The organism is Sphingobacterium hotanense (genome assembly GCF_008274825.1).
GTDB lineage: Bacteria > Bacteroidota > Bacteroidia > Sphingobacteriales > Sphingobacteriaceae > Sphingobacterium > Sphingobacterium hotanense.
This window is the reverse complement of the sequence record NZ_CP030848.1, coordinates 2,386,752-2,399,608: the sequence shown is the minus strand read 5'-3', so window position 1 is coordinate 2,399,608 and position 12,857 is coordinate 2,386,752. Positions and strand designations below refer to the sequence as shown.

The 12,857-nt window shown below is 38.9% G+C and carries 11 protein-coding genes; 9 read left to right on the top strand and 2 right to left on the bottom strand.

Annotated features, from left to right (window positions below; translation table 11 throughout):
• The first annotated feature begins 84 nt into the window (after positions 1–84).
• Entirely contained in the window at positions 85–414 is a 330-nt protein-coding gene (locus tag DSM08_RS09975) for a helix-turn-helix domain-containing protein (RefSeq protein ID WP_149526016.1), read from the top strand.
• A gap of 139 nt (positions 415–553) precedes the next feature.
• Here DSM08_RS09975 and DSM08_RS09970 read toward each other — a convergent pair whose 3' ends face one another.
• Positions 554–1,414 carry a sigma-70 family RNA polymerase sigma factor gene (locus DSM08_RS09970; protein ID WP_093096797.1) on the bottom strand — a complete coding sequence of 287 codons (861 nt, stop codon included), beginning with the start codon at positions 1,412–1,414 and terminating at the stop codon, positions 554–556.
• Between the two features lie 292 nt (positions 1,415–1,706).
• Between DSM08_RS09970 and DSM08_RS09965 the strand changes: the two genes are divergently transcribed.
• Complete coding sequence (locus DSM08_RS09965) at positions 1,707–1,913, top strand: helix-turn-helix domain-containing protein (protein ID WP_149526015.1); 207 nt, start codon at positions 1,707–1,709, stop codon at positions 1,911–1,913.
• Here DSM08_RS09965 and fmt read toward each other — a convergent pair.
• Positions 1,900–2,838: a methionyl-tRNA formyltransferase gene (gene fmt, locus DSM08_RS09960; protein WP_149526014.1), complete on the bottom strand. Its 939-nt coding sequence runs from the start codon at positions 2,836–2,838 to the stop codon at positions 1,900–1,902. The two genes, DSM08_RS09965 and fmt, sit on opposite strands and share 14 nt — an antisense overlap.
• Before the next feature lie 82 nt (positions 2,839–2,920).
• Between fmt and DSM08_RS09955 the strand changes: the two genes are divergently transcribed.
• The 7 genes from DSM08_RS09955 to DSM08_RS09925 all read left to right on the top strand — a co-directional run bounded on the left by DSM08_RS09955 (position 2,921) and on the right by DSM08_RS09925 (position 12,854).
• On the top strand, positions 2,921–4,138 hold the full coding sequence (locus DSM08_RS09955) for an ABC transporter permease (protein WP_246172202.1): 1,218 nt from the start codon (positions 2,921–2,923) through the stop codon (positions 4,136–4,138).
• Between the two features lie 108 nt (positions 4,139–4,246).
• Positions 4,247–6,382: a cation:proton antiporter gene (locus DSM08_RS09950; RefSeq protein ID WP_149526013.1), complete on the top strand. Its 2,136-nt coding sequence runs from the start codon at positions 4,247–4,249 to the stop codon at positions 6,380–6,382.
• Between the two features lie 6 nt (positions 6,383–6,388).
• Positions 6,389–7,651, top strand: coding sequence for an NADP-dependent isocitrate dehydrogenase (gene icd / locus DSM08_RS09945; protein WP_149526012.1), 1,263 nt, complete (start codon positions 6,389–6,391; stop codon positions 7,649–7,651).
• Positions 7,652–7,745: 94 nt separating this feature from the next.
• Complete coding sequence (locus DSM08_RS09940; protein WP_149526011.1) at positions 7,746–7,997, top strand: hypothetical protein; 252 nt, start codon at positions 7,746–7,748, stop codon at positions 7,995–7,997.
• Between the two features lie 113 nt (positions 7,998–8,110).
• Positions 8,111–8,623: an RNA polymerase sigma factor gene (locus DSM08_RS09935; protein WP_149526010.1), complete on the top strand. Its 513-nt coding sequence runs from the start codon at positions 8,111–8,113 to the stop codon at positions 8,621–8,623.
• A gap of 75 nt (positions 8,624–8,698) precedes the next feature.
• Entirely contained in the window at positions 8,699–9,712 is a 1,014-nt protein-coding gene (locus tag DSM08_RS09930) for a FecR family protein (protein WP_149526009.1), read from the top strand.
• A gap of 43 nt (positions 9,713–9,755) precedes the next feature.
• Complete coding sequence (locus DSM08_RS09925; RefSeq protein WP_246172201.1) at positions 9,756–12,854, top strand: SusC/RagA family TonB-linked outer membrane protein; 3,099 nt, start codon at positions 9,756–9,758, stop codon at positions 12,852–12,854.
• Positions 12,855–12,857 lie beyond the last annotated feature (3 nt).

The following is a 12,857-nucleotide window of genomic DNA, read 5'->3' as shown; positions in this document are numbered from 1 at the left end:
AATTTTAATATTGGCATTTTGAAATATACTTTATTTGTTTAAATTTGATAATTACTTAATAAATAAATATTTTACATTTTACCCATGAATGCATTAGGAAAAAAAATTAGATTACTTAGACACCAGAAGGGCTGGAGTCAGGAGGATGTAGCCAAGCGATTGGATATCTCAATTCCTGCGTTTTCAAAGATTGAAACCGGAATTACCGATGTCAACCTTTCTAGGCTGAACCAAATTTCAAAGTTATTCGGATTGTCATTAGTACAACTTTTATCCACTTCAGATCCTGAAGAAGATAAGCAAATCCAGAACGAAGTTAATGAATTACAGAAGAGATTACAGGCTCGTGAGGCTGAAGTAATTGATTTACAGAAAAAAGTAATTGACTTATACGAACAATTACACAAGAAATAATTTTTCTTTTATCAAGATTAATGAATTGCCTTTGCTAAATGTGAAGGTAATTTTTTTTTGTGCCTTGTGGTAATGCCAAATGGGCATAAAAAAAGCGCAATTGTTAAATTGCGCTTTACTTATGCTTTCAATAAAATTTCTATCCTAAATACGATTTAAGAATCTTGCTTCTAGAAGTATGACGTAGTCTCTGTAAAGCTTTATCTTTAATTTGACGAACGCGTTCTCTAGTTAAGCTAAATTTTTCGCCGATTTCCTCAAGTGACAATTGATGATTAGATCCTAATCCAAAGAATAAAACGATGATTTCGCGTTCTCTTTCTGTTAATGTTGCTAACGAACGTTTGATTTCTTCGGATAAAGACTCATCAATTAAAGAACTATCTGTATCTGGGTCGCTATTTTCTAAAACGTCAAGTAATGTGTTTTCTTCTCCTTGCACGAAAGGAGCATCCATAGATACGTGGCGGCCAGAATTACTTAAAGTATCAGATACTTTATCCACTGTTGTTTCAAGGATATCTGCTAACTCTTCTGGTGATGGCTCACGTTCGTATTCTTGCTCAAGTTTCGAGAAGGCTTTACTAATTTTACTTAATGATCCTACTTGGTTTAACGGTAGACGAACGATACGAGATTGCTCTGCAATTGCTTGAAGAATAGATTGACGAATCCACCAAACCGCATAGGAGATAAACTTAAATCCTTTTGTTTCGTCAAAGCGTTTTGCTGCCTTAATTAAGCCTAAATTGCCCTCATTGATCAAGTCACCTAATGTTAAACCTTGATTCTGATATTGTTTTGCAACTGAAACGACAAAGCGAAGATTGGTTTTTGTTAATTTCTCTAATGCTACTTGATCACCTTCGCGGATTCTTTGCGCTAGAATAACTTCTTCTTCTGCTGAAATTAAATCTACTTTTCCAATTTCATGTAAGTATTTATCTAACGATTGGGACTCACGATTGGTGATGGATTGCGTAATTTTGAGCTGTCTCATTTAATAATATAAACCTTTCTATTCTGAAATGTTCGCAAACATAGCGAAATTTCTTCATTAAATTCTAATATAATTGTAAATTATAAACTCATAATGAGTTACTTAGCAGTGGTGAGTTGAGGTAAAACTATTCACAAAAATCATTCCAAATATTATAGTTTACCTGATACTGCAATCATAATATTACAATCTTTATTATCTAAACTTTTAATCTCACCTTTTATTATCTAGTAACTAAAACATTTTTAGGTACATTTTGTTTTGAATGTGAAACTGAAATAAACGCAAACTTATGCCAATTATGATTCACTTGGACCAGATGATGTCTAAAAAGAAAATGTCACTCAATGAATTGAGTGACAAAGTGGGAATAACGTTATCAAATCTATCCATCATAAAGAATCAGAAAGCGAAAGCTATCCGATTAAGTACGTTGGATGCGATTTGTCGGGCGCTGGAATGTCAGCCCGGGGATATCTTAGAGTTTAAGGAACAATGATAGTTTCTTCGGATTTATAGCCTCTAAGAAAGTCTGCGACATACATTCGCTTTTTTCCCTCGATTTGAATTTCATTTAATTTAATAAAGCCATCAAGGGTTGCTACCTTGAGATAAGTTTTACCATCGCTGATAAATTTTCCTGCTTCATAATTGTGCGGAATCAGTTCCTTTTCTGTTTTGTATACCTTTAAAACTTTGTTGTCCAGATGCGTAAAAGCAGTAGGATAGGGGCTTAGGCCACGAATGAAGTTGTAAACCGTAGTAGTATCTTTTTCCCAGTTAATCTGGCAATCTTCTTTAAAGATTTTCGGAGCATGTTTAATATCCGATTCATTGATAAGCCCGCTCTGCGGAATCGGATCTATTGATCCGCGCTTTATCGCATCTACGGTTTTTACGATTAACTTAGCTCCTAGGTGCATCAGATTATCATGCACTGTTCCGGCATCATCAGTTTCCTTAATCTCAACCTCGTCCGCTAATAGAATATTTCCGGTATCTATTTCATGTTGAAGCAAAAATGTGGTTACCCCAGTTTTCTTTTCACCGTTGATTACTGCATGATTAATAGGGGCAGCGCCGCGATAATTTGGCAATAACGACCCATGAACATTTACAGTGCCATTTTTTGGCATGTTCCATACGATTTCAGGTAACATTCTAAAAGCTACCACAACTTGCAAGTCTGCGCGGAAAGAGCGGAGCTCCTCTATAAATTCCGGAGATCTAAGTTTCTCCGGTTGTAGAACCGGAAGATTATTTTCTACTGCAAATTGTTTGACAGCAGACTGATGTAACTTTTGACCTCTACCTGCAGGTTTGTCAGGCGCCGTCACTACTGCCACAACCTCTTCACCTGCATCTATTAAAGCTTTTAACGAGGCAACCGCAAAATCGGGGGTACCCATGAAAATTATACGCATACTAGAATCTTGATAATGTAATTTCAATTCGCATGTGAAACGAATTTTTATAACTTTGCGAAGTTACAAATTTAATTTAAGCTTGAATTTTCCATTTTTCTTAGCCAAACGAATCACACTATCTGGAAATCGTACTTTCTCGAAACTAATCGTGCGAGTAACGATTGGAGCTTTGACGCTCGCAATTTTGGCAATTATTATGGCTGTCGCGATACTGCGAGGATTCAAGGGCGAAATCACAGATAAGCAGCGCGGCTTCTTTGGTGATGTCATTATCTTAAAAAATGATCGTAACGACTCCTATGTCAATACTCCAATTTCACTTACAAAGAGTCAAATCCAAACGCTGGAGGCAGACAGTAATGTCATCAATGTATATCCTTTTGCTACCAAAGCCGGAATAATGAACGTGAAGGGCGAAGTCGAAGGCGTTCTCCTGAAAGGAATTGATCAGGATTATGATCAGGAGTTCCTTTCCAAAACGATTATAGAGGGAGAACCTATAGACTTCAAAGCAGAGAATGCCGAAAACCAATTGCTTATCTCCAGCCTTATTGCAAATCGGCTGAACCTTAAAGTAGGGGATGATTTCATTATGTATTTCATCCAAGAACCGGTTAGAAAGCGGAAATTTACTATTCGGGGGATTTATACAACAAACTCAGAAGAGTTAGATAAGATCTATGTAATCGGTTCCTTATCGTTAATTCGCAAGCTGAACAATCTTGCAGACAACGAAGTGGGCGGCTATGAAGTACGGGTAAAGGACTTCAACCAGCTAGCAAAGACAACTCAAGACGTCAATGATCAGCTTCCTATCGAATTATATGCAACGAATGTCGTAGAACAAATGCCGGATATCTTCAACTGGTTGAATATGCTCGATATGAACGACAATATCATCTTTGTGCTGATGGTCGTCGTAGCAGTCATCAATATGATATCGGCCTTATTGATCAGTATCCTTGAGCGATCACCGATGATTGGTATCTTGAAATCGCTGGGTATGCAAAATCGAAAAATTCGAACTGTATTCCTTTATAATTCGCTTTATTTAATCGGATACGGACTTTTGTTAGGTAACTTTCTTGCGATTGCACTTTATTTTTTCCAACGCAGCACACATTTCTTCAAGCTGGACCCGTCGGTTTACTACGTTTCCTTCGTGCCAATGGATATCTCCTGGCTTACAGTTATTTGGCTCAACCTGGCTTTGATCTTTATTGCGTTGATAACCCTATTTATCCCTTCTATGCTGATTAGCCGAATATCGCCAATCAAGACCATTCAGTTTAAATAGTTCAACTGCTAACGGCCTCTTTTTTCTTAAAAATTAGAATTTTCATTATCTTTCGCTAGAAAAACAATTACGACTTTTAATAGTTGTACCATAAACAAGCGAATATATATGAACAAAGTTTTTGACCACTTAGCCCATGCTTTTGAAGCGCCATTAACCAATCCCGTCCTAATATTTTCCCTTGTCTTATTCATCATTCTCTTATCACCAATCTTATTACGCCCAATTAAAGTACCGGGTATAATCGGTTTGATTATTTCAGGGATGATCATTGGACCGCATGGTCTAAATTGGCTGGAGAAAAATTCGGCGGTTGATTTATTCTCCACTATTGGATTGCTCTATATCATGTTTATTGCGGGTTTAGAGCTTGATATGAATGAGTTTAAAAAGACCAAACATAAGAGTCTGATGTTTGGATTCTTTACTTTCATCATCCCGATTTCTATTGGATTCCCGGTCTGTTATTATGTCTTGGACTACAGTCTACTTTCGAGTATCCTCATTGCGAGTATGTTCGCAACGCATACATTGGTTTCCTATCCAATCGTTAACCGCTACGGTATTTCGAAAAATGAAGCTGTCGCTATTACCATTGGTGGTACTATCCTTACGGATACTGCTGTACTGATAATTCTGGCAGTGATCAAGGGCGCCTCGCAAGGTGACATCAATAACGAGTTCTGGGTGACATTAGGCGTATCTTTCGCCATCTTCCTTTTCATAATGTTCGGTGTGATCCCGAAGATTGCCAAATGGTTCTTCGAAAAGATCGAAGGCGAAAAAACGGCGCACTACATATTTGTACTTACTGTTGTCTTCTTTGCTGCCTTCCTGGCGGAAATGGCAAACCTTGAACCAATCATCGGCGCATTCGTTGCGGGTTTAGCACTGAATAAATTGATTCCACATTCATCTGCGTTGATGAATAGAGTCGAGTTTATCGGTAATGCGATATTTATCCCATTCTTCTTGATTTCTGTGGGCATGATCGTTGATATCAGCGTGTTTACAAAGGGAGAGGGGCTAACGGTATTTTACGTGGCAGGTGTATTGACGCTAGTTGGCGTCGTGGGTAAATTCCTGGCAGCTACCGCTACTCAATGGGTGTTTAAATACAACAACAACGAGCGAAACCTTATCTTCGGTCTTAGTAATGCCCATGCGGCCGCAACACTTGCGATCATCATGGTAGGATACAACAATGACATCATTGATGAAAACGTATTGAACGGTACGATCGTCTTGATCTTAGTAAGCTGTATCATTGCATCGATTGTTACGGAGAATGCTTCCAAGAAAATCGTCATGGCTGGTCATCAGGATCAGGAACATATGGAGCATGTAGAAGAGCACGAGGAACAAATTTTGATTCCTATTGCAAACCTCAACAATATGGAAGCGATTTTGGATTTTGCAACATTGATCAAATCTAAGAAATCACCCCACCCATTAAATATTTTAAGCGTTGTTCCTAACGATGAACAGGCTGAGCGAAATGTACATCTCGCCAGACAGAACCTTGATAAAATGGCGAAATATGCTTCAGGTTCGGAGACCGACGTTGAATTGATTACGGCAATCGATTTCAACATTGCCAACGGTATCGGGCGAGCCTCGCGTGAAGCTTTTGCAGACTGTCTTATCCTGGGTTGGCCTTCGGCAACATCTTTCGTGGAAAAAATCGTAGGTGAGAAAACCGAAAGTATCTTGAACCGGACGGATGCCAGTCTTTTTATGTGTCGCTTAGACAAACCATTTATCACAAACAAATCCATTACTATTTTTGTTCCCCCATTGGCTGAATCGGAAGTCGGTTTTGCCTACTGGATGGAAAAGATGAGTAAATTCGCACAAGAGCTTTCGCTCCCAATCAGATATGTTTGTAATTTCAGAACCAAACAAGCTATTGAAATCATGCTAGACACGCTGAAATCCAGCATTCCGGTAAGCTATGATCTATATGAAGATTGGGATAATATCTATGGATTGGCAACATTCTCAAATGCAGACTCGCTGCTTGTCTTTGTATCTTCCCGCTATGGTGAAGTATCCTATAGAGACTCGTTAGATGGTTTGGCAAAACGCGTTGGGAAGTACTACAAAAATCAGAACTTAATCTTAATCTTTCCTGCTCGTTTGGCAGATATGCATATCGATGAGTACGAAGATGTTCAAACTGCGCCTATTTTCCGCAAAATCAGCCGTGAAATTGGTAACATGTTTGGGAAAGATAAAAACTAATAAATAATGAGCGATAAAATAACGATTAGCGGTTCAGGGAAATTGAATGTCCCAGATCAGGTAAGCATACCCTTTATTATCGGAGACGGAATCGGGCCGGACATCTGGCATGCTTCTGTACGTGTTTTCGATGCAGCAATTGCCAAAGCCTATAATAACCAACGGAAGATCAACTGGTTGGAAGTCCTTGCCGGTGAAAAAGCATTCAATGAAACAGGAAACTGGTTGCCAGAGGCAACATTAGACAAATTCAAAGAATATCTTGTTGGTATCAAAGGTCCTTTAACAACACCAATCGGTGGAGGAATCCGTTCATTGAATGTTGCTTTGCGCAAGGAGCTTGATCTTTATGTTTGTCAGCGTCCTACAAAATGGTACGAAGGTGTGCCTTCTCCCGTGAAGCATCCGGAAAAAGTTGATATGGTCGTATTTCGTGAGAATACGGAGGATATTTACGCGGGGATAGAATTCGCAGCAGGCACGGCGGAAGCCAGACGCATTCAAGACTTCCTTAAAGACGATCTAAGCGTAGATTATAACTTCACTAATACAACGGGAGTCGGGTTAAAGTTCGTCTCAGAGGAAGGCTCAAAACGTTTGATACGAGCAGCGATCGAATTTGCTATAGCTGAAGGAAGAAAATCCATTACCATTGTACACAAGGGTAATATCATGAAATATACCGAGGGTGCCTTTAAAAATTGGGGATATCAACTTGCGGAGTCAGAATTCGGGGATAAGCTATACACTTGGAATCAATGGGAAAAGACGAAAGAGGCTAGTGGTGCCGACGCGGCTAATGCCGAACAGAAAGCAGCAGAAGCCGCAGGAAAGATAATTGTTAAAGACATTATCGCGGACAACTTCTTGCAACAGATTCTACTCGCACCTCAGGATTATGATGTGGTAGCGACGTTAAACTTAAACGGCGACTATATTTCAGATGCCTTAGCGGCGATGGTAGGTGGTATTGGTATTGCCCCAGGCGCAAATATCAATTATAAAACCGGACATGCTATTTTCGAAGCTACCCACGGAACAGCACCAAGGTTCGCCAATACGGATAGTATGAACCCTTGTTCGGTTATTCTAAGCGGGGTCATGATGTTAGATTACATGGGTTGGAGCGAAGCAGCGGATGCCATCGTACAGGCAGTAGCTGAAACGATAAAAGAAAAAACCGTCACAGTGGATTTCTATAATCTAATGGAAGACGCAACGCTTCTTAAAACAAGCGAATTTGCCAATAAAGTGATCGAAAAACTATAAAACATTGTAATATCATTCAAAAAAGCTGAACTTTAACTGGTTCAGCTTTTTTATTCTAAAAGCAGTATATAAAAAAAAGCGATAAATTAGTGTCATGATCGAAATACCAAGTATTGTTACAGCCTCAAATATCTTCTCAGAAGAAGAGATTAATACGCTTAAAAGCGTCAAGCAACTTCCCGAGGAGCAAGAAATTGATGCTTATCAATACCAACCAGAAATCCAGGAGCTGCTGAATGCCTTTATCGGAGATGAATCGACCAGACGAACACATCAACTATTAAAAGCGAAGGAATTAATTCAACGCAACGAACTGCTGAATGCATGGAAAATCATCCTCCTATAGCTTGATTCAAATTTGATTTCATATAGTAAAATTCCATAATTATCCTTAATTTGGATACTTACTGCCCGTACTATTAAAAAGAATCTAACCATTTAGAATAAACGCAGCTCGATATGTATTTACAAATTGATGAGGAGAGTTTTAGAGCGGTATTTACGAAATACTACGACCGTATATATTCTGGGTTTTATAAAAAAACAGGATCCTATGAAATCGCGCAGGACCTAACTCAACAGACCTTCATCAAATTTTGGCGATATCGCGATAGTTATAGCCCGGAGCTTACCGTCGAAATTCAATTATTCAGAAAAGGCAAGCTTGTTTTTATCGATTGGTTGAGAAAAGAATCGAAAGAGCGGCAAATGATCGATAGCCTCAAGCAACAGGAAAAAATCCCCATCGATGAACTCTCTACCGACCTCAAGGACTCGCTGCAAAATGCAATCAATGGACTCTCCCCGGTGCGAAAAGAGGTTTTCAATATGGCATACATCGAAGGCTATAGCCATAAAGAGATTGCTGAGAAGTTGAATGTTTCCATCCGAACCGTCGAAACACATATCTATAAATCTGTGCAACAACTTCGGAAAATACTCGCCCTTATCTACATTATGCTACATCTTTAAAAATAATTTTTCATGGAGTACGTAGTTTTAATTTTATGAGCGTATATAGATATAAAGACGCCTAAATTATAAACCGTGAAAAAGGAGATCTTAGAAAAGTTTTTGTCAAACCAATGTTCTTACAATGAATGTAAGGATGTGGCGTCCTATTTGGAAGGCAATGACGACGAACTGGATAAGATACAACTATTCGAAAATTTAGCCGACAACGAAATCATTCATATTGACCAAGTTGAAAAAGATCTCTTATGCGATGCTATTTTAGCGAAGCCTAAACAGGGACTGCTACTCAAGCGCCTGTTGATCGCAGCCGCTGTATTACTATTCGTTGCATTTTCGTTTTACAAACTAGGAAAGCACGATAGCCCTTCGCATCTGGAGTCTCCTTTATTGGTAGAAATCGTAAATGATACAGAATCAGCAGAATGGCATATCTTGCCAGACAGCAGCAGAGTAAAACTAAGTCCGGCAGCTAAGCTTACTTATCGGACCAACTTCGCTAAAGATAGAGAGTTAAACCAAGTAGCCGGCGAAATTACCTATTTCGTTCATGCAAATAAAGATCTTCCATTTCGTGTGATCAATCAAGGTGTCCAAACGCGGGCCGTTGGAACAACCTTTTCTATCGACGATTACAATAACGAAAATTTAATCATCAAGCTGTTAGAAGGAAAGATAGTTGTAGAAGATCCTACAGATAATACCGATAGTGAAATCATTTTGAATAACCCAACGGCTATAGTAGTCAGTAAGGTTAATTTTACCTATAACCATATCAACGAGAATAAGGAAGGGCATAAAAAAGCTTGGGATAAGGAGCGTAAGTCGATCCGCAATAATTATTCGGAAAGTACGATTGCCTGGTCCAATCAAGTCGTCAACTTCAGTGGCGTATCAAATGCCGACCTATTCAGCATAATGGAACGACTTTATGGTGTCTCCATTGATGTCGAAAATCCAAAGATTACCAACGGTAATTTTACAGGAGAACTATACCAGAACGATAACCTAGAAAATTTACTTACAATTTTCTGTCAAATAAATGGATGCAACTTTACTATAAAAGATAATATTATAAGAATTAAATAAACATTTTTTAGTAACCATTAACCATTATAAACAATTTATGACTATGAAAAGTAAAGTAATTTACCCATTGCTAATCTATGGGCTATCATCACTTTTCCAAGAAGCTTTAGCACAGACCAATGTACGTGCTAATGGAAAGGTGATAAGTATTGACGGTGCAGCAATACCGGGAGCAACAATCGAGGTGATAGATGTGAAAACGAAGAAAAAGGAGACTTTAGGATCGAATGATCAAGGTCTTTTCACACTAAACAATCTTAGCATAGATGGACTGTACAACATCTATGTTCACCACGTCGGTTTCCAGCGCGATTCCATCACCAATTTTGTTGCTAAAACCAACCAAACTAACAGTATTTTAATACGTCTTAAACCCGACGATAATGAACTCGATGAGGTCGTCGTTATTGGTTATGGAACAGTCCAGAAGAAAGATCTAACGGGCGCCATTTCATCGGTAGATGGAAAAGATATCGCCGTTCGTAAAACAACCCAGTTGTCCCAAGCATTACAGGGCGCAGTTCCGGGGGTTATGGCAACTAGAAATAACAATGCACCAGGTGCCGCCGCAACAATCCGCGTTCGAGGAATCACTACGATCACCGACGGCGGTCTGAATCCATTGGTCATTCTAGACGGAGTGCCAATTAGTGGCTTGGACCAAGTCAATCCTAACGATATCGAAAACGTAACGGTGCTTAAAGATGCTGCATCTGCTTCAATCTATGGATCCAGAGCTGCTGCCGGTGTTATTTTAATTACATCAAAGCGGGGTAAAGAAGGTGTGCTATCCTTGGAATATAATACGGATATAGGTTGGGAATCTCCAACAGAACTGCCAGAGTACGTAGGAGCGCAACGCTATCTGCAACTCGTGAATGAGCTTCGTTGGAATGATAATAACAACAACCAAAACGAATATCCGATCTACGCAAAAGATTTAGTGGATAACTACCTTAACTTAAATAAAGAAAACCCTAATCTATATCCTATTACCGATTGGCAAAGTATACTGCTAAAAGACAGAGCCGGCCGACAGGCACATCAATTATCCGTTTCTGGGGCTGGGAAAAATCTTAGGACTAGATTCTCATTAGGGTATGATGATACAGACGCGTTATACGTGATGCGCAATTATGAGCGATTAACTTCACGGATAAACAATAATATTGATGTAACCGACTATTTATCTGCTGTTGTTGACTTGAACTTTAAACGTACAACGGATAATCGTCCTTCTATCGATCCATTATATAGAATGGGGATTACAGCACCAATTTATGCAGGGATGTGGGATGATGGAAGGACTGCATCTGGGAAGGACGGCGATAATATCTATGGGATGTTGACTCAAGGGGGGCAAACCAAATATCAATATACCCAATTTGGCGGTAAAGTAGGAATCGACTTGAAGCCGATTGAGGGCCTTACATTGACGGGTGTGATTGCACCAATTTTCAACTTCGATCGGACTAAAGCCTTTCGAACAAAAGTTCCTTATACAGCTTGGAACAACCCAGAACAAAGATTAGGTTACATTAATGGTTATGAAACAACTAAACTTACGGAAAGTAGAGTAGAGAGTTACCAATATACAACCCAATTTTTAGGGAATTATATGAAGAGTCTCGGTAAGCACAATCTAAACCTTTTGGCCGGATACGAATTCTTCTACTACTATAACGAAGATCTATCAGCGAGCCGCGATCAATATTTGCTTAGCGGCTACCCATACCTCGATTTGGGACCTTTGGAATTTAGAGATAACTCTGGTTCAGCATATGAAAATGCATATCGTTCTTATTTCGGGCGAGCAATGTATAATTATGCCAACAAGTACTTTATTCAAGCAAACATACGATACGATGGTTCATCAAGATTCGCTAAAGAATACCGATGGGGTGTTTTCCCATCTGTTTCCGCAGGATGGTCAATCTCAGAAGAAAACTTTATGAAAGACGTCTCTTGGCTTAATTTCTTAAAACTGAGAGCATCTTATGGAACGCTTGGTAATGAGCGTATTGGGAATTACCCTTATCAATCTTTAATTCAGTTTTCTAACACAGCGTTATTTTATACCGGAAATCAAGTTACATCACAACAATCAGCTTCTCAATGGCAGTATGCAATTCGTGATATCACATGGGAAAAAACAGAGTCATATGACGTAGGTCTCGATTTCGTAGGGTTAAACAATAGATTGAATGCTACATTCGACGTCTACAATAAAATAACAAGCGACATGCTCCTTGCACTTCAAATTCCTGTTTTCATTGGTTTCGAGAATCCCAATCAAAATACTGGAAAAATGAATACGAAGGGATGGGAGTTGGCTGTAGGATGGAAGGATAACATTAATAAACTTACTTATGGTCTTTCTTTTAATATCTCAAACTTCAAATCTGTTATGGGAGATTTAGGCGGTACCGAGTTTTTGGGTAATCAAGTTAAAATGGAAGGCAGCGAATTCAATGAATGGTACGGCTATTTATCCGATGGGTTGTATCAAACTGCAGATGAAGTTGCAGGTTCCCCAGTTTTGAATGCCAATGTAAAGCCTGGGGATGTTAAATATAAAGACGTATCGGGTCCTGATGGAGTTCCTGATGGGATAATTTCCCCTGAGTATGATAGAGTGTTTCTAGGAGGTTCATTACCACAGTATTTGTATGGCGGACAGCTTAATTTGGGTTACGGCGGATTGTCATTAAATGTCGTAATTCAAGGGGTCGGTAAACAAAACGTGCGTCAAACTACCGATATGATACAACCTTATCAACAGAATTGGGGAAACTTCCTTTCAATTCTTGACGGAAATACTTGGAGTAAATATAATACTGATGCTCAAAATCTCTCCGCAAAATATCCAAGATATTCTAATACCTCAGCAACAAATAACTATGCTATGTCGGATTTTTGGATGATTAATGGAAGATATTTTCGTCTAAAATCAGTGAATGTCTCGTACCAAATTCCTGAAAACTTCTTAGCAAAGTATCATGTTAAAGGGCTTGGATTATCATTTACTGCTAATGATATTTTCACTATTAATAAGTTCCCTAAAGGTTGGGATCCAGAAATGACGTCATTTACATATCCAATAACGTCATCATTCTTATTCGGTATTAACGTCAAATTTTAAAAG